The sequence below is a fragment of the Pantoea sp. YR525 genome, assembly GCF_900116775.1.
Classification (GTDB): Bacteria; Pseudomonadota; Gammaproteobacteria; order Enterobacterales; family Enterobacteriaceae; genus Pantoea; species Pantoea symbiotica.
The window spans coordinates 261,676-288,498 of record NZ_FPBU01000008.1; the positions used below are offsets into that span (position 1 = coordinate 261,676).

At 54.3% G+C, this 26,823-nt stretch carries 27 protein-coding genes; 20 read left to right on the forward strand and 7 right to left on the reverse strand.

The genetic code is table 11. The annotated features are described in order from the left end of the window. Positions 1-801, reverse strand: coding sequence for a glucosamine-6-phosphate deaminase (gene nagB, locus BM323_RS17835; protein ID WP_008107039.1), 801 nt, complete (start codon positions 799-801; stop codon positions 1-3). Positions 802-1,138: 337 nt separating this feature from the next. On the opposite strand from nagB, the gene nagE reads away from it, so the two are divergent. The 3 genes from nagE to BM323_RS17850 all read left to right on the forward strand — a co-directional run bounded on the left by nagE (position 1,139) and on the right by BM323_RS17850 (position 5,623). Beyond that, positions 1,139-3,172, forward strand: a complete 2,034-nt coding sequence (gene nagE, locus BM323_RS17840) for an N-acetylglucosamine-specific PTS transporter subunit IIBC (protein WP_091004153.1) — start codon at positions 1,139-1,141, stop codon at positions 3,170-3,172. Positions 3,173-3,324: 152 nt separating this feature from the next. Further along, positions 3,325-4,992, forward strand: a complete 1,668-nt coding sequence (glnS, locus tag BM323_RS17845) for a glutamine--tRNA ligase (protein WP_008107035.1) — start codon at positions 3,325-3,327, stop codon at positions 4,990-4,992. Between the two features lie 235 nt (positions 4,993-5,227). Further along, on the forward strand, positions 5,228-5,623 hold the full coding sequence (locus BM323_RS17850) for a hypothetical protein (protein ID WP_008107033.1): 396 nt from the start codon (positions 5,228-5,230) through the stop codon (positions 5,621-5,623). A 58-nt stretch (positions 5,624-5,681) separates the two neighbouring features. Here the strand turns inward: BM323_RS17850 and fur are convergent, their stop codons facing one another. The 4 genes from fur to ybfF form a co-directional block, all read right to left on the reverse strand. Then, positions 5,682-6,131 carry a ferric iron uptake transcriptional regulator gene (gene fur / locus BM323_RS17855; RefSeq protein ID WP_007890672.1) on the reverse strand — a complete coding sequence of 150 codons (450 nt, stop codon included), beginning with the start codon at positions 6,129-6,131 and terminating at the stop codon, positions 5,682-5,684. 354 nt (positions 6,132-6,485) lie between these two features. Then, on the reverse strand, positions 6,486-7,016 hold the full coding sequence (fldA, locus tag BM323_RS17860; RefSeq protein WP_008107028.1) for a flavodoxin FldA: 531 nt from the start codon (positions 7,014-7,016) through the stop codon (positions 6,486-6,488). Between the two features lie 137 nt (positions 7,017-7,153). Further along, a complete protein-coding gene (gene ybfE / locus BM323_RS17865; protein ID WP_007890670.1) occupies positions 7,154-7,429 on the reverse strand; it encodes a LexA regulated protein in 276 nt (91 codons plus the stop codon). 167 nt (positions 7,430-7,596) lie between these two features. Beyond that, the gene (gene ybfF, locus BM323_RS17870; protein ID WP_008107026.1) at positions 7,597-8,361 is read right to left on the reverse strand and encodes an esterase; all 765 of its coding nucleotides are present in this window, start codon (positions 8,359-8,361) and stop codon (positions 7,597-7,599) included. Positions 8,362-8,609: 248 nt separating this feature from the next. Here ybfF and seqA point away from each other — a divergent pair, with 248 nt between their 5' ends. Next, positions 8,610-9,149 (forward strand): replication initiation negative regulator SeqA, encoded by a 540-nt coding sequence (seqA, locus tag BM323_RS17875; RefSeq protein WP_008107025.1) that lies wholly within the window; start codon positions 8,610-8,612, stop codon positions 9,147-9,149. A gap of 24 nt (positions 9,150-9,173) precedes the next feature. Beyond that, entirely contained in the window at positions 9,174-10,814 is a 1,641-nt protein-coding gene (gene pgm / locus BM323_RS17880) for a phosphoglucomutase (alpha-D-glucose-1,6-bisphosphate-dependent) (RefSeq protein ID WP_008107023.1), read from the forward strand. A 39-nt stretch (positions 10,815-10,853) separates the two neighbouring features. On the opposite strand, the gene kdpE is transcribed toward pgm, so the two are convergent. Then, entirely contained in the window at positions 10,854-11,528 is a 675-nt protein-coding gene (gene kdpE, locus BM323_RS17885) for a two-component system response regulator KdpE (protein WP_008107021.1), read from the reverse strand. A 247-nt stretch (positions 11,529-11,775) separates the two neighbouring features. Between kdpE and BM323_RS17890 the strand changes: the two genes are divergently transcribed. From BM323_RS17890 to nei, 11 genes are all read left to right on the forward strand, one after another. Further along, positions 11,776-11,976, forward strand: coding sequence for a YbfA family protein (locus BM323_RS17890; protein WP_008107019.1), 201 nt, complete (start codon positions 11,776-11,778; stop codon positions 11,974-11,976). 151 nt (positions 11,977-12,127) lie between these two features. Further along, the gene (locus tag BM323_RS17895) at positions 12,128-13,084 is read left to right on the forward strand and encodes a YbgA family protein (protein WP_008107017.1); all 957 of its coding nucleotides are present in this window, start codon (positions 12,128-12,130) and stop codon (positions 13,082-13,084) included. Between the two features lie 12 nt (positions 13,085-13,096). Then, positions 13,097-14,524 carry a deoxyribodipyrimidine photo-lyase gene (gene phrB, locus BM323_RS17900; protein WP_008107015.1) on the forward strand — a complete coding sequence of 476 codons (1,428 nt, stop codon included), beginning with the start codon at positions 13,097-13,099 and terminating at the stop codon, positions 14,522-14,524. An 18-nt stretch (positions 14,525-14,542) separates the two neighbouring features. Beyond that, the gene (locus BM323_RS17905) at positions 14,543-15,286 is read left to right on the forward strand and encodes a type 2 GTP cyclohydrolase I (RefSeq protein WP_008107013.1); all 744 of its coding nucleotides are present in this window, start codon (positions 14,543-14,545) and stop codon (positions 15,284-15,286) included. A gap of 162 nt (positions 15,287-15,448) precedes the next feature. Next, positions 15,449-16,105 (forward strand): 5-oxoprolinase subunit PxpB, encoded by a 657-nt coding sequence (gene pxpB, locus BM323_RS17910; RefSeq protein ID WP_008107011.1) that lies wholly within the window; start codon positions 15,449-15,451, stop codon positions 16,103-16,105. Next, positions 16,099-17,031: a 5-oxoprolinase subunit PxpC gene (gene pxpC, locus BM323_RS17915; RefSeq protein WP_008107009.1), complete on the forward strand. Its 933-nt coding sequence runs from the start codon at positions 16,099-16,101 to the stop codon at positions 17,029-17,031. The genes pxpB and pxpC overlap by 7 nt, the downstream gene beginning before the upstream one ends. Continuing rightward, positions 17,021-17,758, forward strand: a complete 738-nt coding sequence (gene pxpA, locus BM323_RS17920) for a 5-oxoprolinase subunit PxpA (RefSeq protein ID WP_008107007.1) — start codon at positions 17,021-17,023, stop codon at positions 17,756-17,758. The genes pxpC and pxpA overlap by 11 nt, the downstream gene beginning before the upstream one ends. 58 nt (positions 17,759-17,816) lie before the next feature. Continuing rightward, complete coding sequence (locus tag BM323_RS17925) at positions 17,817-18,545, forward strand: DUF969 domain-containing protein (RefSeq protein ID WP_008107005.1); 729 nt, start codon at positions 17,817-17,819, stop codon at positions 18,543-18,545. Beyond that, positions 18,545-19,561 carry a DUF979 domain-containing protein gene (locus BM323_RS17930; RefSeq protein WP_008107003.1) on the forward strand — a complete coding sequence of 339 codons (1,017 nt, stop codon included), beginning with the start codon at positions 18,545-18,547 and terminating at the stop codon, positions 19,559-19,561. Before BM323_RS17925 ends, BM323_RS17930 begins: the two co-directional genes overlap by 1 nt. Before the next feature lie 7 nt (positions 19,562-19,568). Next, positions 19,569-20,216, forward strand: a complete 648-nt coding sequence (pcp, locus tag BM323_RS17935; protein ID WP_008107000.1) for a pyroglutamyl-peptidase I — start codon at positions 19,569-19,571, stop codon at positions 20,214-20,216. 11 nt (positions 20,217-20,227) lie between these two features. After that, positions 20,228-21,016, forward strand: coding sequence for an endonuclease VIII (nei, locus tag BM323_RS17940; RefSeq protein ID WP_008106999.1), 789 nt, complete (start codon positions 20,228-20,230; stop codon positions 21,014-21,016). 556 nt (positions 21,017-21,572) lie between these two features. Here the strand turns inward: nei and BM323_RS17945 are convergent. Then, complete coding sequence (locus BM323_RS17945; RefSeq protein ID WP_008107361.1) at positions 21,573-22,856, reverse strand: citrate synthase; 1,284 nt, start codon at positions 22,854-22,856, stop codon at positions 21,573-21,575. Between the two features lie 595 nt (positions 22,857-23,451). Between BM323_RS17945 and sdhC the strand changes: the two genes are divergently transcribed. The 4 genes from sdhC to BM323_RS17965 are packed head-to-tail and all read left to right on the forward strand — an operon-like array spanning position 23,452 to position 26,722. Next, positions 23,452-23,883: a succinate dehydrogenase cytochrome b556 subunit gene (gene sdhC, locus BM323_RS17950; protein WP_008107362.1), complete on the forward strand. Its 432-nt coding sequence runs from the start codon at positions 23,452-23,454 to the stop codon at positions 23,881-23,883. After that, positions 23,877-24,224, forward strand: a complete 348-nt coding sequence (gene sdhD / locus BM323_RS17955) for a succinate dehydrogenase membrane anchor subunit (RefSeq protein ID WP_008107364.1) — start codon at positions 23,877-23,879, stop codon at positions 24,222-24,224. The genes sdhC and sdhD overlap by 7 nt, the downstream gene beginning before the upstream one ends. Beyond that, complete coding sequence (gene sdhA / locus BM323_RS17960; RefSeq protein ID WP_036649196.1) at positions 24,225-25,991, forward strand: succinate dehydrogenase flavoprotein subunit; 1,767 nt, start codon at positions 24,225-24,227, stop codon at positions 25,989-25,991. It abuts the gene before it with no gap. Between the two features lie 14 nt (positions 25,992-26,005). Further along, the gene (locus BM323_RS17965; RefSeq protein ID WP_008107369.1) at positions 26,006-26,722 is read left to right on the forward strand and encodes a succinate dehydrogenase iron-sulfur subunit; all 717 of its coding nucleotides are present in this window, start codon (positions 26,006-26,008) and stop codon (positions 26,720-26,722) included. Positions 26,723-26,823 lie beyond the last annotated feature (101 nt).

Below are 26,823 nucleotides of genomic sequence, written 5' to 3' on the forward strand. Positions count from 1 at the left end.
TCACACACCTTTCATATTTTCCGCTTCCATTTCGCGGAAATATTTCACGGTTTTAACTTTCAATTCCATGGTGGCTGGCTCGTCACAGACCACGACAGATTTGGCATGCAGCTGCAGGCAGCTGATGGTCCACATGTGGTTGACGTTACCTTCAACCGCCGCCTGCAGCGCTTGCGCTTTCAGATGGCCGGTAACCAGAATCATCACTTCTTCGGCATCCAGCAGCGTACCGACACCGACCGTCAGGGCGTATTTCGGCACCTGATCCACATCACCGTTAAAGAAACGTGAGTTTGCGATGCGCGTGTCGTGCGTCAGGGTTTTGATGCGGGTACGTGAGGAGAGTGAAGAAGCCGGTTCGTTAAAGGCGATGTGACCATCGTTGCCTACGCCACCCATAAACAGATTGATTTTGCCGTAAGCGCGGATCTTCTCTTCGTATTGGCGACATTCTGCGTCAATATCTTCGGCATTGCCATTCAGAAGATTGATATTTTTCGGTTGAATATCAACATGATCGAAAAAGTTACGATACATAAAGCTGTGATAGCTTTCCGGATGCTCTTTTGGCAGGCCAACGTACTCATCCATGTTGAAGGTGACAACGTGCTTGAAACTAACCTGGCCCGCTTTGTGCATGTCGATCAGGTGCTTGTAAGCTTCCAGCGGTGTTCCACCGGTTGGCAGGCCCAGCACGAAAGGACGTTCTGCGCTAGGCTTAAACGCATTAATGCGGTTAACAATGTGGCGTGCAGCCCATTTACCCACTTGGGTCGGTGTGGCCAAAGGGATCAGTCTCATGTCTTCACCTCAATTAAGATTGGAAATGTGGAGTTGCCGTTTCTCTGACAGTTTTCTGCCTTTAAGCGTAATGCGTTTAAGCGTAGCCATCCGGGAAAAGTGCGACTCGATATTTTTCATCATAAAATAAGTTTGTGGTGCTGGCTAGCATTTCGCATTATCAAACCACCATTTTGGTGATTAAAGTCACAGTTGTAGTGGTTTTAATTTGCGAGGCGAATTAATTTGTCTTTACACTGCGCCTCGTGGTGAAAAGTGTCATCAAGGTACCGGGCGACGGGATAATAAAATCAACCTGCGCCACGGCAAAACGCCAGTCTCATAGGGGGAGAATAAGGTGAGTGTATTAGGATATCTGCAAAAGGTCGGCCGCGCGCTTATGGTGCCGGTAGCGACTCTGCCGGCAGCGGCAATCTTGATGGGTGTTGGATATTGGATCGATCCAGATAGCTGGGGCGCAGGTAATGCGCTGGCGGCACTGCTGATCAAATCCGGTTCGGCGATCATCGACAACATGTCCGTGCTGTTTGCCATTGGTGTGGCATACGGTATGTCAAAAGATAAAGACGGTGCAGCAGCGTTAACCGGTTTCGTCGGCTTCCTGGTGGTGACCACACTCTGTTCACCGGCTGCGGTAGCGATGATTCAGAAAATACCGGTGGAGCAAGTACCTGCCGCTTTCGGTAAAATCAATAACCAGTTTGTGGGTATCCTGGTGGGGATTCTTTCTGCTGAGGTTTATAACCGCTTCAGCCACGTTGAGCTGCCAAAAGCGCTGTCATTCTTCAGCGGCCGCCGTCTGGTGCCGATCCTTGTCTCATTCCTGATGATTGTCGTCGCTTTCGTGCTGATGTACATCTGGCCGATCATTTTCGGTGGACTGGTGAGTTTTGGTGAACATATCCAGAAAATGGGTTCAATCGGTGCGGGCGTCTACGCCTTCTTTAACCGTCTGTTGATTCCTGTTGGTCTGCATCACGCACTGAACTCGGTATTCTGGTTCGACGTTGCTGGCATTAACGATATTCCTAAATTCCTCGGCGGCGCGCAGTCTATCGCTGAAGGTACCGGTATCCCAGGCATCACTGGTCGTTATCAGGCGGGCTTCTTCCCAATCATGATGTTCGGTCTTCCAGGTGCAGCGTTGGCAATTTACCACTGCGCCCGCCCAGAAAACCGCGCCAAAGTCGGCGGTATCATGTTGGCAGCTGCCTTTGCAGCGTTCTTTACCGGTATCACCGAACCGCTGGAATTCTCCTTCATGTTCGTGGCGCCGGTGCTGTATGTGATTCACGCGGCACTGACCGGTCTTTCAGTGTTCATCGCCGCGAGCATGCAGTGGATTGCCGGTTTCGGCTTCAGTGCGGGTCTGGTGGATATGGTACTGTCAACGCGTAACCCGCTGGCGGTGCACTGGTGGATGCTGATCCCACAAGGTTTGGTGTTCTTCGTTATCTACTATGCGGTGTTCCGCTTCACCATCCAGAAATTCAACCTGATGACACCGGGCCGCGAACTCTCTGCGGGCGATGAAACCGATGGTTATGACGTAAATGTCGATAACAGCGGCAACGGTGAAAGCCAAACTGAATCTCTGGCACGTCGTTACATTGCGGCGGTAGGTGGCTCAGAAAACCTGACCCATATTGATGCCTGTATCACTCGTCTGCGTCTGAACGTTAAAGATTCTGCGCAGGTTAATGAAGGTGTGGCTAAGCGTCTTGGTGCTTCAGGTGTGATCCGCCTGAACAAACAAAGTGTGCAGGTCATCGTCGGTACTCAGGCAGAAAGCATTGCGATGGCCATGAAAACTGTCCTGAGCAAAGGCCCGGTTGCGGCATCCGCTGCCGCGTCAACGGCTGCGCCTGCTGCTGAAGTAAAACCTCAGGCCGTGCTGAACAGTGAAAAAGCCGTGATTGCTACGCTGCTGGCGCCGGTAACCGGTGACATTGTTGCGCTGGAAAATGTGCCTGACGAAGCGTTCGCCAGCAAGGCAGTCGGCGATGGTCTGGCGATCAAACCAACCGGTAAAACCGTGGTTGCGCCAACCGCCGGAACCGTGGTGAAGATCTTCAATACCAACCATGCGTTCTGCCTCGAAGCGGAAAACGGTGTCGAGATCGTCGTGCACATGGGTCTGGATACGGTGGCACTGGAAGGTAAAGGCTTCACGCGTCTGGTTGAAGAGGGTGCAACGGTCACTGCAGGCCAGCCAATCCTGGAAATGGATCTGGACTTTCTCAATGCCAACGCCCGCTCGATGATCAGTCCGGTTGTGGTCAGCAATAGCGATGATTTCGCTGGTTTGAATTTACTGGCAACCGGTTCAGTGGTTGCAGGCCAAACCCCGCTGTACGAGGTTAAAGGCTAAGTCCTTGTGATTGAGCCAGAAGGCAGGAAGCGATTCCTGCCTTTTTTGTTTTAAAACGACCAACAAACGGTTGTTTCCCTCCTGCGCTTTGTGGATCATACTCCGTTACTTCGTGGTACAAATCACCCGTTATAGTTTTTGAGGATTTTGAGATGAGTGAGGCTGAAGCCCGCCCAACGAACTTTATTCGTCAGATCATCGACGAAGATTTGGCGAGCGGTAAGCACAGCAGTGTGCATACCCGTTTCCCGCCTGAGCCCAATGGTTATCTGCATATTGGCCATGCGAAATCTATCTGCCTGAACTTTGGTATCGCGCAAGACTACCAAGGTCAGTGCAATCTGCGTTTCGACGACACTAACCCAGTAAAAGAAGATCTGGAGTTTGTCGAATCCATTAAGCGTGATGTGCAATGGCTGGGCTTTGAGTGGAGCGGCAACATTCGTTACTCCTCAGATTACTTCGACCAACTGTTCAACTATGCGGTTGAGCTGATTAACAAAGGCCTGGCCTATGTTGATGAACTGTCAGCAGATGAGATCCGTGAATATCGCGGTTCCCTGACGGCGCCGGGCAAAAACAGTCCGTATCGCGATCGCAGCGTGGAAGAGAACTTAGCGCTGTTCCAGAAGATGCGCGATGGCGGTTTTGAAGAGGGCAAAGCCTGTCTGCGTGCCAAAATCGACATGGCTTCCAGCTTCATCGTGATGCGCGATCCAGTGCTGTATCGCATTAAGTTTGCCGATCACCATCAGACTGGCAGCAAGTGGTGCATCTATCCGATGTACGACTTCACCCATTGCATTTCGGATGCGATTGAAGGCATTACCCACTCTCTCTGTACGCTGGAGTTCCAGGATAACCGTCGTCTGTACGATTGGGTGCTGGATAACATCACCATTCCGGTACATCCGCGTCAGTACGAGTTCTCACGCCTGAATCTTGAATACGCGGTGATGTCGAAGCGTAAACTGACTCAGCTGGTGAGCGAGAAGGTTGTAGAGGGCTGGGACGATCCACGTATGCTGACCGTGTCTGGTCTGCGTCGTCGTGGTTACAGCGCCGCTTCCATCCGTGAGTTCTGCCGCCGTATTGGTGTGACCAAACAGGACAATATCGTGGAGATGGCTTCACTGGAATCGTGCATTCGTGACGATCTCAATGAAAACGCACCGCGTGCGATGGCCGTAATGGATCCGCTGAAAGTGGTGATCGAGAACCTGCCTGCAGGTCACGAAGAGATTATCAGCATGCCGAATCATCCGAACAAACCTGAGATGGGCACGCGTGAAGTGCCATTCAGCCGTGAAGTGTGGATCGATCGCGCGGACTTCCGTGAAGAAGCCAATAAGCAGTACAAACGTCTGGTGCTGGGTAAAGAAGTGCGTCTACGTAATGCTTACGTAATCCGTGCCGAGCGAGTGGCGAAGGATGATGAAGGCAATATCACCTGCATCTATTGTACCTGCGATGTTGATACGCTGAGCAAAGATCCGGCCGATGGCCGTAAAGTGAAAGGCGTTATCCATTGGGTTTCTGCGATTCACGCACTGCCAGCGGAATTCCGCCTGTACGATCGTCTGTTCAGTGTGCCAAATCCGGGCGCGGCTGAGGATTTCCTCACCACCATCAACTCGAACTCGCTGGAAATCAAACAGGGCTTCGTTGAGCCAGGTTTGCGTGCAGCCGATCCAATGGCACCGTACCAGTTCGAACGCGAAGGCTATTTCTGTGCTGATAGCGTCTATTCACAGCCATCCAAACTGGTGTTTAACCGCACCGTTGGTTTGCGTGATACCTGGGCAAAAATCGGCGATTAATACATTTTGTCGCTAGCACGATAAGATCATGAAAGGGCGAGTAATCGCCCTTTTTTATTGTCTCGATTTAATCAGATACGACCTTTTATGCTGCTCACTGCAATTAGCCTTTAATTCCTTATTTGCGACTATTCTGACTTTAGCAAAATTAAACCATTTGCCAGTGTGAAAAACTTTTTTTCAGGTAGGCTATGCGCTCTCAGCCGTTGCTCTGCGGGTAATCAAAGGATAAAAAATGACTAGTCTCGCCCTGGAAGCCAAACATAGCGTGGTGGTTTTACATCAGCTTATCGAACGTATTTTCAATCAGGCAGAAGGCAGTGATGACAGCATTGATCTGTTCTTGTCGTACTTTCATCCCGATTTCAAAATGGTCACGCCTCAGGGTAAACAGCTTGATCTTAATGAGATGGAAACACTGTTTCGCCAGTTGCAGGGGCAGCGTGAAGGGATGCGAATTGCCACCAGTGAGCACGCCATCATTTCGCAGCAAAGTGAGGAAGTCACAATTCAGTATCGTGAATTGCAGATGATGAATGGCACCAATCAGACCCGCATTTCTCTGGCGGTACTGGATTGCAGCACCGCCATTCCGCGCTGGCGCTACTTGCAGGAAACGCTCGTTGCCTGATTTCAGATATAAAAAAACCGGCTTAAGCCGGTTTTTTTATACTGCATAGCACACTCAATTACTTATCGTGGAGCGTATCGTCTTCGCGGCAGTCTCCCAGAGCACAGTGACCATACAGGTACAGGCTGTGGTTGCTAAGCTTGATGCCGTGGCGAGTGGCAATTTCACGCTGACGCGTTTCGATTGATTCATCGCTGAATTCGATAACTTTGCCACAATCCAGGCAGATCAAGTGATCATGGTGATGTTGCTGAGTCAATTCGAAGACAGATTTGCCGCCTTCAAAGTTATGACGGGTTACGATGCCCGCGTCGTCAAACTGGTTAAGAACGCGATACACCGTTGCCAGACCAATCTCTTCGCCCATATCGATCAGGCGCTTATACAAATCTTCCGCACTGACGTGATGGGACTCGGGGCCGGGTCCCTGAAGCACTTCCAGAATTTTCAGTCTGGGTAGCGTGACTTTCAGGCCAGCCTTCTTCAATGCGGAGTTGTTGTCAGTCATGCGGATATTGTCCTGTTACTTTGCTAGTCACTTGCGGCGCAGGGGCCTTGAATGTTTAGGTCAACGCGCATTCTCATTTGCGTCTCATTATAGAACTCAAGCAGTGAAATGAAAACCAAGGCAACGTCCTTAATCACCAAAGGTTGTAAGGATAACGTCACTAACGTCTTCAGGACGCTTGGGTTTTGGATTCCATTTCACTCAGCCTCATTCTACTGCCAGAGGAATAAGCGGATGACCATTGCGGGTATTCTACAGATTTGCGGGGAAAAGTTAAAAAACCGTAGCTATTATTTTTATAGGAAATTCCGTTGCCCGATGTGAGGCAGCGCGCACATCGGGCAGAGCAGGGAATTAAGCTTCAATAATCTCTTTCAGCTGCAGCTCATCGAAGATCTGCTTCACCCACTTCTCAACACGTTCGTTGGTCAATTCTGGTTGACGATCTTCATCAATCGCCAGACCCAGGAAGTTTTTGTCATCGGCCAGACCTTTAGAGGCTTCGAAGTGATAGCCTTCGGTTGGCCAGTGACCAACAATCACCGCACCGTTTGGCTCGATGATGTCACGGATGGTGCCCATCGCGTCACAGAAGTACTCGGCGTAATCTTCCTGATCGCCACAACCAAACAGCGCTACCAGCTTGCCATTGAAATCAATCTCTTCCAGCGTCGGGAAAAAATCATCCCAGTCACACTGCGCTTCGCCGTAATACCAGGTAGGAATGCCCAGCAGCAGGATGTCGAATGCATCGAGATCTTCTTTGGTGCTCTTAGCAATGTCATGCACTTCGGCGACATCTTTACCCAGTTGTTTCTGGATCATCTTTGCAATGTTTTCAGTGTTGCCGGTATCGCTGCCGAAGAAAATGCCTACGATTGCCATGGGTTAGGTAACCTCTTGAATCCTGATTGTGAAAGTAAGTAAGTTGACTGCACAGTTATGCGAATAATAGCAGACCGGTAAAAAGTGCGGAACTTGTAAAGCCGTGACTTTGTGTTCCAGCGTGCGGTCTTCGCGCGTTACGACAGTTTGAGCTGTGCCAGCAGCATTTGTTCAATCAATTCGCTGCGACTAATGTTTTGCTGATCGGCCAGCGTGCTGAGCGCGTCAACCGCCTCGCTCGACATCTTCAGCTCAACACGACGCAGCCCACGCACTTTATCGCGCTTGAGCTGGTTGCGTTTGTTGATGCGTAACTGTTCATCACGCGTCAGCGGGCTGGTTTTCGGGCGACCAGGACGCCGCTCGTCTGCGAAGAGATCAAGCGTAGTGCGGTCTGTCTGTTCTTTTGCCATGGTTTGTAAAACTGAGTGGGCGCGAACGGCGGAAAGGCGCTGCGCGATTAAAACATTATCGGCCCGACCACGGCGAAAAAATATCCGTGGCAAATTTTTAGCGCGACATCATACTCCAGCGCCTTCCCTGACGCCAACCCTAAAGCGCAAGCGGCAAGCTTTTGCTTTTACAGGTTAAAAAAACGCCGAACGGCGCGTAACACCGCATCGGGTTTCTCGGCGTGCACCCAATGTCCAGCTCCGCTGATCACATGTGCATGCGCCTGCGGGAACTGACGCAGCAGCGCATCGCGATGCTGATTATCCAGATAAGGCGAATCGCCGCCGCGGATAAATAGTGCCGGATGCGGCCATGCAGGAATCTCTTTCCAGCCGGAGATGGTGCTGTAGTTATCCCACAACACCGGCACATTAAAGCGCCATTCGCCCTCGGCTAAAGACTTGAGGATGAATTGGATCACGCCTTCTTCATCAATATGCTGGCGCATTACCTCAGCGGCCTCACTGCGGCGCGTGACGCCTGCGGCAGTAACGGCGCGAATAGCGGCAAAAATTTCGTCATGACGGCGCGTTTGGTAATCAACGGGTGCGATATCGATCATCACCATTTTTTCGATGCGTTCCGGCGCGATGGCACTGAGCGCCATGGCGATTTTGCCGCCCATCGAATGGCCAATCACACCAGCGCGGTCGATCTGGTGCGCATCCAGCGTTTCGACGATGTCCTGCGCCATCACGTGATAATTCATCTCATCGCTACGTGCCGACAAGCCGTGGTTGCGCACATCAACCTGCAGCGTCGGACGTGCATCACGCACCCCACGCGCCAGCACGCCAAGGTTATCAAGGCTGCCAAAAAGACCATGGATTAACAGAATCGGCGTGGCATCGGGGGCAGATTGTTCAGTTTGCAGACGGGCGTTCAAAATCATGGCTAAAGTTCTTACGGTTGTGACCTTGGCTTAGGTTATCATGGATTCACCTGTCCAGCAGTCAGGCCGATGGGCATTAGGGCATATTCCGACTTTTGCCCGGAAACGTTGCCAACGCTATCGGCTGCCACGGATTTAACTTTATAATCCTTATGTTAGAACCCGCTCACGTTTTGCACGACTGGATTTTGCTAAGGCCGTTGCACTAATGCGTGGTTCTGTCATTTGCCAGAATCGTACGGAAAAAGATGAAAACGATTGAAGTTGACGAAGAACTCTACCGTTATATTGCCAGCCACACGCAGCACATTGGTGAAAGCGCCACTGATATTTTGCGCCGCATGTTGAAGTTCACCGCCGGACAGAGCGCACCTGCTGCGCCCGCCGCTGGTGCATTAGTGAAAGAAGCGCAACCTGCCAGCCGCGAAGCGCGTCCTCAGGATCGCGTCCGCGCGGTACGTGAGCTGCTGCTCTCCGATGAATATGCCGAGCAGAATAAGGCGGTTAACCGCTTCATGTTGGTACTGTCAACGCTCTATCGTCTTGATCCGGCGGCGTTTGCTGAAGCGACTGCCTCGCTGCAGGGCCGTACCCGCGTCTACTTTGCGGGCGACGAGCACACGCTGCTGCAAAATGGCACCCATACCAAGCCGAAGCACGTTCCCGGCACGCCGTACTGGGTGATCACGAATACCAATACAGGTCGCAAATGCAGCATGGTGGAACACATCATGCTGGCTATGCAGTTCCCACAGGAACTGACAGAGAAAGTTCGCGGCACCATTTAACTGAAGCGTCAGGGAGAAGCGCCAATGGCCAATCACCCCCGTGCCGGGCAGCCTGCCCAGCAGAGCGATTTGATTAACGTTGCACAATTAACCTCGCAGTATTACGTCCTGAAGCCCGATGTGGCGAATCCGGATCATGCGGTGAAATTTGGCACTTCAGGCCACCGCGGCAGCGCGGGACGCCAAAGCTTCAACGAACAGCACATTTTGGCGATCGCGCAGGCGATTGCTGAAGAGCGCAAAAAGAATGGCATCACCGGTCCATGCTACGTCGGTAAAGACACGCATGCGCTGTCTGAGCCGGCGATTCTGTCCGTGCTGGAAGTGCTGGCCGCTAACGGCGTGGACGTGATTGTGCAGCAGGACAACGGCTATACGCCAACGCCTGCTATCTCTAACGCGATTCTTGAGCACAATAAACGCGGCGGCGCGCAGGCGGACGGCATCGTTATCACGCCTTCGCACAATCCACCGGAAGATGGCGGTATCAAATACAATCCGCCAAACGGTGGCCCGGCTGATACCAACGTCACCAAAGTGGTGGAAGATCGCGCTAACCAGCTGATCAAAGGCGAGTTGAAAGACGTGAAACGTCTGCCGCTGGATCAGGCATGGGCGAGCGGTCACATCGTTGAGCAGGATTTGATCCAGCCGTACGTTGAAGGTCTGGCGCAGGTGATTGACTTCGCCGCCATCCAGAAAGCCGGCCTGAAAATTGGCGTCGATCCATTAGGCGGTTCCGGTATTGCTTACTGGCAGCGCATTGCTGAGCACTACAATCTTGATCTGACCATCGTTAACGACGCGGTCGACCAGACTTTCCGCTTCATGCATCTGGATAAAGATGGCGTGGTGCGTATGGATTGCTCATCTGAATGCGCGATGGCCGGTTTGCTGGCGTACAAAGACAAATTCGACCTGGCCTTTGGTAACGATCCTGATTACGACCGCCATGGCATCGTCACGCCTGCGGGTCTGATGAATCCGAACCACTATCTGGCGGTAGCGATCAACTACCTGTTCCAGCATCGTCCACAGTGGGGCAAAGAGGTTGCTGTTGGTAAAACTCTGGTTTCCAGCGCAATGATCGACCGCGTCGTCAACGACATTGGCCGCAAGCTGGTAGAAGTACCGGTTGGGTTCAAATGGTTCGTTGATGGTCTGTTCGATGGCAGCTTCGGTTTCGGCGGTGAAGAGAGCGCTGGCGCATCCTTCCTGCGTTTCGATGGCTCAGCCTGGTCAACCGATAAAGACGGCATCATTATGTGTCTGCTGGCCGCTGAAATCACAGCGGTCACCGGCAAGAACCCGCAGCAGCATTATGACGAACTGGCAGAGCGCTTTGGTGCGCCAAGCTATAACCGTCTGCAGGCTCCGGCGACTTCGGCACAGAAAGCGGCGCTGTCTAAGCTGTCACCAGAAATGGTGAGCGCTGATACGCTGGCGGGTGATCCGATCACCGCACGCCTGACTGCCGCGCCGGGTAACGGTGCGTCAATCGGTGGTCTGAAAGTGATGACGGAAAACGGCTGGTTTGCCGCGCGTCCATCAGGTACCGAAGACGCTTACAAAATCTACTGCGAAAGCTTCCTGGGTGCTGAACATCGTCAGCAAATCGAGAAAGAAGCGGTTGAGATTGTTAGCGAAGTACTGAAAAACGCCTGATAGGGCGGTGAAGAGAAAAGGCCGCTTAGCGGCCTTTTTTTATGGCATAAATCGATAGCCGATGCCGGTTTCGGTCAGCAAATGGCTGGGCTGCGTGGGATTCGCTTCCAGCTTCTGCCGCAAGTGGCCCATATAAATGCGTAAATAGTGGCTGTGCTCCACCGCATTCGGGCCCCAAACCTGATTCAGCAACTGACGCTGGGTCAGCACTTTTCCGGCATTATTCAGCAGTAAGCTCAGCAGACGAAATTCGGTCGGCGTCAAATGCACTTCCTGTTGGTTGCGCAGCACGCGCCGCGCCGCCAAATCGACGCTGACTTCGCCAAATTTCACAATCGGTTCAGGCTGGCTGCTTTGATGGCGACGCAGCGCCACGCGCACGCGCGCCAACAGTTCACCAATGCCAAACGGCTTGGTGAGATAATCATCCGCACCGGCATCCAGCGCATCAATCTTATCCTGCTCATCGCTACGCGCAGACAGCACAATCACCGGCATGCTGCTCCACTGGCGCACTTCACGGATAAAGTCATTGCCATCACCATCCGGCAAGCCGAGATCGAGGATCACCAGATCGGGCTTACGCGTTGCCGCTTCAATCAGGCCGCGCTGCAGTTGCTCCGCTTCCACAATTTTCAGGCCTTCGCTCTCCAGCGCCAGGCGCACGAAACGGCGAATCTCTTTTTCATCTTCCACTATCAAGATGGTCGTCACGCTGCCTCCAGCGGCAAAAAAGTTAACGCATCACTTTAGCAATAAAGCGGCCCGACGTCCGTCACGAAGTTTTTAACTTGAAGAGATCGTTAAATTTACAATCCTGTAACTAAATTTCATCACCACTTAAATTGATGGAAAAAAGCGCAAATAAAGTGGTCGGATGAGTAGTAAAATTACACAACAACGGGTAATATCTGAACCAGATCACATTTCAACGCAATGTTTACCACAAGGGGGCCAAAAAATGGATCGAGCATATCCACTGTATAAAATCGTACTGCGCCGCGTGCTGGTGGTAGCAATCGGTTTGCTGGCGCTGCCAGTAATGTTATTCCGCTCGGATCGCGCGCGTTTGTACAGTTACCTGCATCGTATGTGGTGCAAAACCAGCACTAAACCGGTCTGGCTGGCGCAGTCGGAAGCGGCTGCCGGCATTCACTGGTAAGCGATTTCAGCGCAGTATTAACCCGGCGACTTCCCGCGAAGCGCCGGGTTTTTTTTTCGATAAATTCACGCCCACCGCGCGTTAGCGCTGTTATCCCCGCGCATTTCAGCTACACTTAAAATCTCTACAAGATTTCTGAGGTTGTACAAGTATGAGCGAGAAAATTCCTGTTGGTATCAGCGCTTGCCTGCTCGGGGATAACGTCCGATTTGATGGCGGCCACAAACGTTTTGCCTTCGCCACGGACGAACTCGTGCCATTTGTGCGCTTTGAACCTGTATGTCCCGAAATGGCGATTGGCTTGCCGACGCCGCGTCCGGCTTTGCGGCTGGTAAAAGAGAGCGATGAAAATATCCATCTCTGTTTCAGTAAAGATGGCGGCGAAGAGGTGACAGAAGAGATGCAGCGCTGGTCCGCTGAGCGGGTCAAGTCGCTGCATCATCTGTGCGGCTACATTTTGTGTGCCAAATCGCCAAGCTGTGGATTGGAACGCGTCCGCGTTTACGAGCCTGAAACCAACAACAACCGTAAAGCAGGCACCGGCATGTTTACTGCATTTCTGCAGAAAGAGATGCCGTGGCTGCCGCTGGAAGAGGATGGTCGTCTGCACGATGACGCTATCCGTGAAAACTTTATTGGCCGCGTTTACGCGCTGCATGAATTCAACGAAATGTGGCGCAGCGGATTATCACGTCACAAGCTGATGGCCTTCCATAGCCGCTACAAACTGCTGCTGCTTTCTCACGCGCAGGATGAGTATCGCGAAATGGGTCGTTTTGTCGCGGCGATGGATCAGTGGGATTCGCTGGAGGATTACGCCTTTGAGTACCGCAATCGCCTGATGCACCTGATGTCACATCAGGCATCGCGACGTAATCACACCAATGTGCTGATGCATGTACAAGGCTACTTCCGTCCGCAGCTGAGTTCGCCGCAGCGTCAGGAGCTGGCGCAACTGATTGATCGCTATCGTCTTGGCGTGCAGCCACTGTTAGCACCGATCACCATGCTGAAACACTACATGGCGGAATATCCGCATCCATGGCTGGCACAACAGCGCTACTTTGATCCTTATCCGGAAGCGCTGCGTTTGCGCTACGGACAATAATTTCGGGGCTTTATGACCACCCATTTAGTTTGGTTGCGTAACGATCTGCGCATCAATGACAACATGGCGCTGGCCGCTGCCTGCCGCGATAGCCAGGCTACAGTGATTGCGCTGTTTATAGCCACACCACAGCAGTGGCAGCAGCACCACATGGCACCTAAGCAGGCGGCGTTCATCCAGCAAAATCTCCTTTTGTTGCAGACATCGCTGGCCGAACGCGGCATTCCTTTGCACTTCCATCAGTGTGATGACTTTGCCGCTTCGATTGATTATCTGGCGGAATTTTGCCAGCAGCAGCAGGTTGATGCGCTGTTCTACAACTATCAGTACGAAATCAATGAACGAGAACGCGATGCCAGGGCAGAAAAACGTCTGGATGCGCAGGGCGTGATTTGTCAGGGATTCGACGACAGCCTGCTGTTGCCGCCGGGCAGCGTGCAAACCGGCAGTAATACCATGTTCAAGGTGTTCACGCCGTTCAGCAGAGCCTTTGTTCGTCGCCTGCATCAGGGCTTGCCGGAGTGCTATCACGCGCCGAAAGCGCGTGACGGCGCGCCCATCAGCATCAAAAAGAAGATTCCCGCCTTTGATTATCCCTGTGAAGCTTTTGATGACAGCTTGTTCCCGGCAGGGGAAGAGGCCGCGTTAAAACAGCTGCGCCACTTCGCCAAACAGGCGGTGCAACATTATCCGGATCAACGTGATTTGCCGGCCATTGATGGCACCAGCCGGTTATCGGCTTATCTGGCGATAGGCGTGTTGTCGCCGCGTCAGTGCCTGCACCGCGTATTAAAAGAGCATCCCGATGCGCTTAACGAGGGCAAAGCTTTTACCTGGCTGAACGAATTGATCTGGCGCGAGTTCTATCGTCATCTGATGGTGGCATTTCCCGCGCTGTGTAAGCATCAGCCGTTTGTCGACTGGACGCGCAATGTCGATTGGCAGCAAAACGAAGCGCACCTAAAAGCCTGGCAGCAGGGTAAAACCGGCTATCCGATCGTTGATGCAGCCATGCGCCAGCTCAACACGCTCGGCTGGATGCACAATCGCTTGCGCATGATTACCGCCAGTTTCCTGGTGAAGGATCTGTTGATCGACTGGCGTGAAGGCGAGCGCTATTTCATGCAGCAGCTGATTGATGGCGATCTGGCCGCTAACAACGGCGGCTGGCAGTGGGCAGCGTCAACCGGCACCGATGCCGCGCCCTATTTTCGTATCTTCAATCCCACCACGCAGGGTGAGCGCTTTGATAAACAGGGCGAGTTTATCCGTCAGTGGCTGCCGGAATTAAAGGAAGTGCCCGACAGCGATATCCATCAGCCGCAGGTGTGGGCGCAGAAAAATAACAAGAAACTCGATTATCCCGCGCCAATCGTGGATCATAAGGACGCACGTAAAAAGACACTAGACGCCTTTGAGCGCGCTCGCAGCGCGGCTTGAGGCGGTCAGGGAGCCGTAATGAATAATGTCGAGTTAGAACAGATCGTCAATCAGCAGCTGAATAACAGCGCCTTCAGCGACTATGCGCCGAACGGTTTGCAGGTTGAAGGACGCGCCGAGGTCAAAACCATCATCACCGGCGTCACCGCCTGCCAGGCGCTGCTGGATGAAGCGGTGAAGCGCAACGCCGATGCGGTGCTGGTGCATCACGGATACTTCTGGAAAAGCGAAGCGCCCGTAATCAAAGGCATGAAGCGCCAGCGTCTGCGTACGCTGTTAGCCAATGATATCAACCTGTATGGCTGGCATCTGCCGCTGGATGCGCACTCCGAGTTAGGTAATAACGCGCAGCTGGCGCGCCTGTTTGATATTGAAGTGAAAGGCGAGATTCAACCGCTGGTGCCGTGGGGCGAGCTGGCAGAACCAGTGAGTGGCACGGCGCTGGCGCAGAAAATTGCCCAGCGATTAGGTCGCACACCGCTGCACTGCGGCGATAATGCGCCGGCATTGATCAAGCGCGTTGCCTGGTGCAGCGGCGGCGGTCAGGGTTTTATCGATAGCGCAGCAGCCTTTGGCGTTGATGCCTTTATTACCGGCGAAGTTTCTGAACAAACCATCCACAGCGCGCGCGAACAAGGTTTGCACTTCTTTGCCGCCGGACACCACGCGACCGAACGCGGCGGCATCAAGGCGCTGGGCGAATGGTTAGCCGCCCATCATGGCCTTGATGTGACCTTTATCGACATCGATAATCCTGCCTGATTCTTCCATTCTCACGCCCTTAACCTGCGTTTAAGGGCGCAAATCTGTTGACACATCTCTGTCACTTTCGCATAACTTATTGCCTTTACGCATAAACGTGATGCCCGGTCGCTATGAATGGCGACCCTACGTTATGTTTTGAATTTGACCAGGAGGTTGTTTTTGCAACGAGCACGTTGTTATCTGCTAGGTGAGCGCGCGGTGGTGCTGGAACTGGAACCGCCGGTTTCGTTGACCAGTCAGCAGCGCATCTGGGGATTGTGTCAGCGACTGCAGCAGAACGAGCAGGTAGAGGAAGTGATTCCTGGAATGAACAACCTGACGTTGCTGCTGCGCGACCCGCAACTCAATGCATTGGACGCCATTGAGCGTTTGCAGCGCTGGTGGGAAGAGAGCGAAGCGCAGCTGCCGGAATCGCGCCGCGTCGAGATTCCTGTAGTTTACGGCGGCGCGGGCGGGCCCGATCTGCAGGTGGTGGCGGATCGCGCCAACATGACGCCAAAGCAAGCGGTAGAACTGCACAGCAGCATCGATTACGTGGTCTATTTCATCGGCTTCCAGCCTGGTTTCCCCTATCTCGGCGGCCTGGATGAGCGTTTACACACGCCACGCCGCGCTGAGCCGCGCGTGCTGGTGCCGAGCGGCTCGGTGGGCATCGGCGGCAGCCAAACCGGCATCTATCCCTTAGCCGCGCCTGGCGGCTGGCAACTGATTGGTCACACACCGCTTAGCCTGTTCGATCCACTCCAGCATCCACCGACACTGTTACGCCCCGGCGATAGCGTGCGCTTTGTGCCGCAGCAGGAGGGCGTATGTTAAAAATTCTCCGCGCGGGCATGATGACCTCGTTACAAGATCACGGCCGCACCGGCTTCCGCCAATACGGCATCAGCGTTGGCGGCGCGCTCGATCAACCGGCAATGCGCACCGCCAATATGCTGGTAGGCAACCCCGAGCAGAGCGCGGTGCTGGAAATCGTGCTGGGACAATTTAAAGCGCAGTTTACCCGTGATGGCTGGTTTGCGTTGACCGGCGCGGGCTGCAATGCCGATCTGGATGGCAAACCGGTCTGGACCGGCTGGCGTCTGCCGGTGAAAAAAGGGCAGGTGCTGACGCTGGCAACGCCAACGCGCGGCATGCGCAGCTATCTGGCGGTCAACGGTGGTTTTGCTGTGCCGGCAATGCTCGGTTCGGTGAGTACCGATCTTAAGGCGGCGTTTGGCGGCTGGCAGGGACGTAAACTGCAGGACGGCGACGAACTGCCGCTGGGCCAAGCGACGCGCGACTTCAAAGATAAAGCCGGCGTGCGGCAGCTGCTGTGGGGCAACCGCATCCGCGCCTTAGCGGGCCCGGAATATAACGAGTTCTCGCGTGAGGCGCAACAGGGTTTCTGGCGCAGCCCGTGGAAGCTCAGTCCGCAAAGTAACCGCATGGGTTATCGCCTGCAGGGACGTCAACTGCATCGCGATGCGACGCGCGATTTGCTGTCGCACGGTTTAGTGCCCGGCGTGGTGCAGGTGCCGCCCAATGGTCAGCCGATTGTGTTGATGGCGGACGCACAAACTACCGGCGGCTATCCGCGTATTGCCTGCATCATCGAAGCCGATCTCTATCATCTGGCGCAAATTCGCCTCGGCGAACCGATTCACTTTATCCACTGCACGCTGGAAGACGCGATTCACGCCAAACAGCATCAACAACGCTCCTTCGACCAAATAGCCTGGGGATTGGCACATGAAGATTGATCTTAACGCCGATCTCGGCGAAGGCAGCGCTAGCGATCAGGAACTGTTGACGCTGGTGAGTTCAGCCAATATCGCCTGCGGCTTTCACGCCGGTGATGCGCAAACCATGCTGCAATCGGTGCGCTGGGCGAAAGCGTCTGGCGTAGCGATTGGTGCCCATCCAAGTTTCCCCGATCGGGAAAACTTTGGTCGTACCGCCATGCAGCTACCGCCGGAAACCGTGTATGCGCAGATGATCTACCAAATTGGTGCGTTGAAAAGCATTGCGGAGAGCGAAGGCGAACGGCTGGTGCACGTCAAGCCGCACGGCATGCTGTACAACCAGGCGGCGAGCGATCCACAACTGGCGGATGCCATTGCGCGCGCGGTGAAAGCCGTGGATAGCGGATTGATTCTGGTGGGATTGGCGGGCAGCGCATTGATTGCGGCGGCGGCGCATCATGGTCTGCGCACCCGCGAAGAGGTGTTTGCCGATCGCGGCTATCTGGCGAGCGGGGCGTTAGTGCCACGCAGCCAGCCGCACGCGATGATTGAAGATGCCGATCAGGCGCTGGCGCAAACGCTGGCGATGGTACAGCAGCGCCAAGTGCAGAGCATCAGCGGAGAATGGGTCAAGGTCAACGCCGAAACCGTCTGTTTACACGGCGATGGCGCACACGCGCTGCAGTTCGCCCGCACGCTGCGCGCCGCCTTTGCGACACATCAGATTGCTGTCACCAGCGCATAACGTTTTACTCATTGCCCGGCATCACGCCGGGCTTTGTCTTTTCACATAAGGGAACAACATGGATAACGTGGTAAACCTCTGGCCGCTGTTGGGTATTGCCGCCATCATTCTGGGTTTTGTGCTGCGCTTTAACCCGGTGCTGGTGGTAATTGTGGCGGGCTTCGTCACCGGATTGGCGGCGCATCTGCCGCTGGCAGACATTCTGGAAAAACTCGGCTCAGGCTTCCTCAATACGCGCAACCTGCCGCTGATTCTGCTGCTGCCGCTGGCTGTTATCGGTTTGCTGGAGCGTCATGGTCTGAAAGAGCGTGCGCAAAGCTGGATCGCGCAGATCAAAACCGCCACCGCCGGCCGCTTACTGATCGTCTACCTGTTTGTGCGTGAAGCCACCGCCGCGCTGGGCTTGACCAGTCTTGGCGGCCATCCGCAGATGGTACGTCCGCTGCTGGCGCCGATGGCTGAAGGCGCTACCGAAAACCGTTACGGTGACGTCCCGCCAGACGTGCGCCATCGTCTGCGCGCCATGTCTGCGGCGACCGATAACATCGGTCTGTTCTTCGGCGAGGATATCTTCGTTGCCTTTGGCGCGATTATCTTCATGCATAACTTCATGCAGGAATCTGCCGGTATCAGCACCGAACCGCTGCATATCGCGTTGTGGGGCATCCCGACCGCTCTTTGTGCTTTCCTCATTCATTCAGCTCGTCTGGTGCGTCTTGATCGCCAACTGTCGCGTGAATTAGGCGCGTTAAACCAGCAGGCGCTGAACGCCAAAGGAGGGAAGTAATGTTCCAGCAACAATATTTGATGTGGCTGGCAGGCGTGATCCTGCTGGTGGTTGCCGTGCTTTCCTGGCGTGACAGCGCTAACCCGCGTCGTTTTACCACCGGGCTGTTCTGGGCATTGTATGGTTTGATTTTCCTGATTGGTGATGGTGCTTACCAGCTGATGGGGCAATGGGCAGGCGATGCTGAATTGGGGCGCCGCTGGTTGCATATTGGCGTGGGCGTGGCCGTGGTGTTAATGGCGCTGATTGCCGGTTTCGGTGGCGTGCGTCTGGGTCGTTATCATCAGCGCAGCGATGAGCAGAAACAGGAGAGCGCTAAACGCTTGCATAACAAACTGTTCCTGCCAGCGCTGGCGATCCCGTTGGTAACGGTGATTGGCGTGCTGGCGTTTAACCATATTCCCGGCTTGCAGGACCGCGTGTTTGGTCCCGGTAATCACTCCACGCTGGTGACGCTGTTCTCAATGATGATTGGCTGCCTGCTGGGCTGGCTGATCGCGCTGAAAATCACCCACGAAAAGCCGCTGCAGTCGATGCAGGAAACCCGTCGTCTGCTGGATGCGGTGGGTTGGGCGTTTATCCTGCCGCAGATCCTTGCCACGCTTGGCCTGCTGTTCACCAGTGCCGGTGTCGGCACGGCGATTTCGCATCTCACCGAGCAGTATCTGGCGGTGGATAATCGTCTGATTGCCGTCGCGGTCTATGCGGTGGGTATGGCGTTGCTGACCATGGTGATGGGTAATGCGTTTGCTGCCTTCCCGATTGTGACCGCCGGCATTGGTATTCCGATTCTGGTGCTGCAGCACGGCGGCAATCCGGCGGTAATGGCGGCGATTGGTATGTTCTCCGGCTATTGCGGCACGCTGATGACGCCGATGGCGGCCAACTTCAACATCGTGCCCGCGCGCCTGCTGGAGCTGCCGGACCGCAACGCGGTGATCAAGGCTCAGGTGCCAACCGGTGTGCTACTGTTGGTAGTGAATATTTTCCTGCTCTACTTCCTGATGTTCTTGTGAGGTTGTAATGAAAACGGTGTTAATGACGGCGTTTGAGCCCTTTGGTGGCGAAACTATTAACCCTTCGTGGGAAGCCGTGCGCACCTTCGACGGCAAAGAGATCGCCGGTGCGCGCATTGTGGTACGCCAGTTGCCGGTGGTGTTTGCCACCTGCGGTGAAGTGCTGACGCGCGCGCTGGACGAGATTCAACCCGATCGCGTGTTGTGTGTTGGGCAAGCTGGCGGCCGCGCCGATATTACGGTTGAACGTGTCGCGATTAACGTGGACGACGCACGTATTCCGGATAACAACCAGCAGCAACCTATCGACCAACCGATTGAAGCGGATGGCCCGGCGGCCTATTTCTCCACGCTGCCGATCAAAGCGATGGTTGCCGCGCTGCGCGAAGTGGGCGTGCCGGCTTCGGTATCGCAAACTGCCGGCACCTTCACCTGTAATCACGTGATGTACAGCCTGCTGCACTGGATTCACACCACCAACAGCAAGGCGCGCGGCGGTTTTATCCACATTCCGTATATGCCGGAACAAGCGGTGCACCATCCCGGCGTGGCCAGCATGGCGACGTCTAGCGTGATTCAGGCGCTGGAAACCTCGCTGCAGGTGATCCTGAGTACCGAAAATGATATCCGCGTCGTCGGTGGCGCCACGCATTAACAGGAGTTGTTATGCCTGAGGGACCGGAGATCCGCCGCGCGGCGGATCAGCTGGCAGAGGCAATGGTCGGCAAACCACTCACCGATGTGTGGTTTGCCTTTCCACAGCTGAAAACCTACGAACCGGCGCTGATGGATGCCACCATCAACGCCTTCGAAACACGCGGTAAAGCGTTGCTCACCCACTTCTCTAACGGTTTGACGCTCTACAGCCACAATCAGCTGTACGGCGTGTGGCGCGTGGTGCCAACCGGCACGCAGCCGAATACCACGCGCCAGCTGCGCGTGCGACTCGCTACCGCCGATAAAACCATTTTGCTGTATAGCGCATCGGATATTGAGCTGCTCAATGCTGATACCTTAGCGGCACATCCGTTTTTGCAACGTGTAGGCCCGGATGTGCTGGATGCCAGTTTAACGGTTGAGGAGGTGCGCGAGCGTTTACTGTCGCCGCGTTTTCGCCGTCGCCAGTTCAGCGGCTTGTTACTCGATCAGGCCTTTTTAGCCGGCCTCGGCAATTATCTGCGCGTGGAGATTTTGTGGCACGCCGGATTGCTGGCGTCGCATCGGGCGCAGGATCTCAGCGAGCAGCAGTTGACGGCATTGAGTGAAGCGATGCTGGCGGTGCCGCGTTTGTCGTATCAGATGCGTGGCAGCATGAAGAAGTATCACGAAGAGGCAGCTTTTCGCTTCGAGGTGTTTCATCGGCAGGGCAAACAGTGTCGGCGATGTGGAGCGGTGATTGAGAAGGGCGTGCTGTCATCGCGGCCGTTTTATTGGTGTCCGGGATGCCAGTTGTAGCGCAATAAAAAAGGCGGCCAGATGGCCTAATGCTTCTTAAATTTGGTGCGGGCTCTGACACATCAGCTGCGTCACGGGCCGTCCTCGCGCCGCTGGCGCGGTGCCTTCGGCTTTCACGTCGTGCCGACGGATCGTTCGGGGATCGGCCGTCCTGGCCGCCCCGAACTGCCTCACGCATCCATGCGTGAGGCTCCTGGCCCAACGTAAAAGCCTCAGCGCTGCGAATAGCCCTTATGCCGCAGCAGACGCGCCAGCGCCCCTGGCAAATATGCCCTTTTCAATAACACGCACTGAAGCTTATGAGCAGGCCGGGGACACTTTTGGGCAGGCAATCCGCAGCGCTGAACGAAGCGAGGAAGCCAGGAGAGCCCGCAGAACGCGGGCGAAAGGCGGAGCCGGGACAAGGAGGTCCCGTCTCCGCCGGTCCGTCAGGCAGACGAGCGATGTGAAGGTACCGCGCTAGCGGCGCGAGGACAGACGGACCAAAAGTGTCCCCGGCCGGCGCACTTGTCGTTGGCTTAACTGACCAGCATTAGGCCAGATGGCCGCCTTTCTCTTATTTATCCAGCGCCGAGGTGAATGGACGCTCGGTATAACCGGTATACAGCTGACGCGGACGGGCGATTTTCATGCCTTCGTCGTGCATCTCTTTCCAGTGTGCAATCCAGCCCACGGTACGCGCCATCGCGAAGATCACGGTAAACATGGAAGACGGAATGCCCATCGCTTTCAGAATGATGCCTGAATAGAAATCGACGTTTGGATAGAGTTTACGCTCGATGAAGTACGGGTCGTTCAGCGCGATGTGTTCCAGCTCCATTGCCACTTCCAGCAGATCATCTTTCATGCCCAGTTCGTTCAGCACTTCGTGACAGGTGTCGCGCATCACGGTGGCACGTGGATCGTAGTTTTTATAAACGCGGTGGCCGAAGCCCATCAGACGGAACGAATCGTTTTTATCTTTCGCACGTTTAACAAACTCAGGGATGTGATCAACGGTGCTGATCTCTTCCAGCATGCGCAGTGTCGCTTCGTTGGCACCGCCGTGCGCCGGTCCCCACAGTGAAGCGATACCGGCGGCGATACACGCAAACGGGTTCGCGCCTGAAGAGCCTGCGGTACGCACGGTAGAGGTTGAAGCATTCTGCTCATGGTCGGCGTGCAGAATCAGAATACGGTCCATCGCGCGTTCCAGTACTGGATTCACTTTGTACTCTTCGCACGGGGTAGCGAACATCATGTGCAGGAAGTTACCGGCATAAGAGAGGTCGTTACGTGGATACACAAACGGCTGGCCAATCGAGTACTTGTAGCACATCGCTGCCATGGTCGGCATTTTCGACAGCAGGCGGAACGCAGCGATTTCACGGTGACGTTCAATGTTGACGTCTAAAGAGTCGTGATAAAACGCCGCCAGCGCACCGGTCACACCACACATCACCGCCATTGGATGCGAATCGCGGCGGAAGCCGTGGAACAGTCGGGTGATTTGCTCGTGGATCATGGTATGGCGGGTAACGGTGGTGCGGAACTCTTCAAACTGGGCTTGGGTCGGGGCTTCGCCATTCAGCAGGATGTAACACACTTCGAGATAGTTTGAGTGGGTTGCCAGCTGATCAATCGGGAAACCACGGTGTAACAGAATACCTTCGTCACCATCAATAAAGGTGATTTTAGATTCGCAGGACGCCGTAGAGGTGAAGCCGGGATCGAAGGTGAACAGGCCTTGAGAGCCAAGGGCGCGGACATCAACAACATCTTGTCCCAGCGTGCCTTGCATCACGTCCAGTTCAACAGACGTATTATCTTGTAGGGTTAGCGTCACTTTTTTATCTGTCATTATTTCGTCTCCATAGCGCCTTTAAGGTAAGGATCTTAGACACCAGAATAGCCTCCATGTTGCATAAAACCACAATCTTCCCAGCATCACTCTACGGTAACGTTGGTTAGGCAAGGTTACAGAGTAAACGCTGAATTTGGGCCATTCGGTGGCATCGGGGCATGACATGCTGCACATCGAGGATGTTAAAGTTCCTGTCACGACATAACTTCTTGGTAACCAATAACCTGATGCTTTATATAACTTGTATTGGCAATGTTACATAACTTGAGCTTAGGGGAAAGTGTATCCCCATAACTTTTGTGCATCATAGGGCTTTAATGCGATTGTTTGTAACTGAAATGTTGATTCTTTGTCAAATCAGATAATTAAAAATGTATAAATTGTGAAATTCGTGAAGGTGATCACTGTTCAGCCTAAATGTGACCAAAGAGATTGTAGGGGAATTGTAATCAGAATGTGATCCTCCTATACTGCGGCCAGGTCTCCGGAACACCCTGACACCAGGAGCCACCCAGCGTTTTACCCGCTTTATTTAACACTGGATGTTGCTATTTTGGTGGCGGTTGCAGTCTGAACACACGCTGTGTCTCTGATGCAACTCAGGACCGGAGGAAGCAAAATAAAAAAGAGCTGTGTGGGCAAAACCGTGAAAAAACAAAGACCTGTTAACTTGGATCTCTCGACGATCCGGTTTCCCGTTACTGCAATATCGTCCATTCTCCACCGCGTCTCCGGCGTGATCACCTTTGTCGCTCTCGGAATTCTGCTCTGGTTACTGGGTCTCTCCCTCTCTTCTCCTGAAGGCTTCCTGCAAGCGGCATCCATCATGGATAGCTTCTTTGCCAAATTCATCATGTGGGGCATTTTAACTGCGCTGGCGTATCACGTCGTGGGCGGTATTCGTCATATGTTGGCTGATTTTGGCTTTATGGAAGAAACCCTGCAGGTGGGAACCCGTTCCGCGCAAGCGGCTTTTGTTATCACTGTCGTGCTCTCAATTTTGGCTGGAGTCCTCGTATGGTAAGCAATGCTTCTGCATTAGGACGCAACGGTATCCATGACTGGCTGTTACTGCGTGCTGCTGCAATCTTAATGACGCTTTACATCATCTACATCCTCGGTTTTGTCGTGATGACAGGCACGCTGACGTATGACGTCTGGCATGGCTTCTTCTCATCTGCCTTCACTAAAGTGTTCACCATGTTGACGCTGTTCTCGATTCTCATCCACGGCTGGATTGGAATGTGGCAAGTGCTGACTGACTACGTGAAACCAGTAGCAACCCGTTTGCTGCTGCAGTTTGTGATTGTGGTTGCGCTGCTGTCGTACGCAATTTATGGATTTGTTGTGGTGTGGGGTGTGTAAATGAGTTTGCCAGTCAGAGAATTTGATGCCGTGGTGATCGGCGCAGGTGGCGCAGGTATGCGCGCCGCCTTGCAAATCTCCCAATCGGGCCAGACTTGTGCCCTGTTATCCAAAGTTTTCCCAACCCGTTCCCATACTGTATCGGCGCAGGGCGGTATTACCGTCGCGCTGGGTAACACCCATGACGATAACTGGGAATGGCACATGTACGATACCGTCAAAGGTTCCGACTTTATCGGCGACCAGGACGCGATCGAATATATGTGTCATGTCGGTCCAGAAGCGATTCTGGAACTGGAACATATGGGATTGCCTTTCTCCCGTCTTGATGACGGCCGCGTCTATCAGCGTCCGTTTGGTGGTCAGTCGAAGAATTTCGGCGGTGAGCAGGCGGCGCGTACCGCTGCTGCGGCCGACCGTACCGGCCACGCCTTGCTGCATACGCTGTATCAGCAGAACCTGAAGAACAAAACCACCATCTTCTCCGAATGGTATGCGCTGGATCTGGTGAAAAACGAAGACGGTGCGATTGTCGGCTGTACGGCTATCTGCATGGAAACCGGCGAAACCGTCTATTTCAAAGCCAAGGCCACCATTCTGGCTACCGGCGGCGCGGGACGTATTTACCAGTCCACCACTAACGCCCACATCAACACCGGTGACGGCGTTGGTATGGCGCTGCGCGCAGGCGTGCCGGTGCAGGATATGGAAATGTGGCAGTTCCACCCAACCGGTATTGCCGGTGCGGGCGTGCTGGTTACTGAAGGTTGCCGTGGTGAAGGTGGTTACCTGCTGAATAAGCATGGTGAACGCTTCATGGAACGTTATGCGCCGAACGCCAAAGATCTGGCGGGTCGTGATGTGGTTGCACGTTCAATGATGGTGGAAATCCGTGAAGGTCGCGGTTGCGATGGCCCTTGGGGTCCGCACATTAAACTGAAGCTCGACCATCTCGGTGCCGATGTACTGGAATCGCGTCTGCCTGGCATCCTTGAGCTGTCGCGTACCTTTGCGCACGTTGACCCAATCAAAGAACCGATTCCGGTGATCCCAACCTGCCACTACATGATGGGCGGCGTGCCGACCAAAGTGACCGGCCAGGCGCTGCGCGTGAATGAGCAGGGCCAGGATGAGGTGATTCCGGGTCTGTTCGCTGTCGGCGAAATCGCCTGCGTATCGGTACACGGCGCTAACCGCCTCGGCGGCAACTCGCTGCTCGATCTGGTGGTGTTCGGCCGCGCAGCCGGTGTGCATCTGCTGGAGTGTATTGAAGAGCAGGGCGAACTGCGTGAAGCCACGCAGGAAAATCTTGATGAAGCGATGGCGCGCTTCAACCGTTGGGAAAATAACACCACCGGTGAAGATCCTGTCGAAATCCGTAAAGCGCTGCAGCGCTGCATGCAGAACAACTTCTCGGTATTCCGCGATGGCGATGCGATGCGTGAAGGTCTGGAAGAGCTGAAAGTGATTCGTGAGCGTTTGAAATCGGCGCGTCTGGATGACCGTTCGCCGGACTTCAACACCCAGCGTATCGAGTGCCTCGAGCTGGATAACCTGATGGAAACCGCTTACGCCACTGCTGTCGCCGCCAACTTCCGTACCGAAAGCCGTGGCGCGCATAGCCGCTTCGACTTCCCGGATCGCGATGATGAAAACTGGCTGTGCCACAGTCTCTATGTTCCGCAGACGGAAAGCATGACGCGCCGTGAGGTGAACATGCAACCGAAACTGCGTGCGGCCTTCCCGCCGAAAGCGCGTACCTACTAATTGCGGAGATCATCATGAGACTCGAATTTTCTATCTATCGTTACAACCCGGAAGTCGACGACAAACCGCGTATGCAGGAATACACGCTGGAGTCGGAAGATGGTCGCGACATGATGCTGTTGGATGCGCTGATCCGTTTGAAAGAGAAAGACCCAACGCTGGCTTTCCGTCGCTCATGCCGTGAAGGCGTGTGCGGTTCAGATGGTCTGAACATGAACGGTAAAAACGGTCTGGCATGCATCACGCCAATCTCTGCGCTGGGTAACGGCACCAAGAAAATTGTTATCCGTCCACTGCCTGGTTTGCCGGTGATCCGCGACCTCGTGGTAGACATGGGACAATTCTATGCACAGTATGAGAAGATTAAGCCTTTCCTGTTGAATAATGGGGAAAATCCACCGGCACGCGAGCATTTACAGAGCCCTGCTGAGCGTGAGCATCTGGACGGTTTGTACGAGTGTATTCTCTGCGCCTGCTGCTCAACGTCGTGCCCGTCGTTCTGGTGGAATCCGGACAAGTTTGTTGGTCCGGCTGGCCTGCTGGCCGCTTACCGTTTCCTGATCGACAGCCGCGATACGGAAACCAATGCGCGTCTCGACAATCTAAACGATGCTTTCAGTGTTTTCCGCTGTCACAGCATCATGAACTGTGTGAGCGTGTGCCCGAAAGGCCTAAACCCAACGCGCGCCATCGGCCATATTAAGTCGATGCTGCTGCAACGCGGGGCGTAACAGAAAGTCACTCTCCGGGAACCTAGGTTCCCGGATGTTTACGGAAGCCTCTATAAGCGCGGTGCTGACCACGCTTATAAAGGTTCCCTTACGAGCCAGGC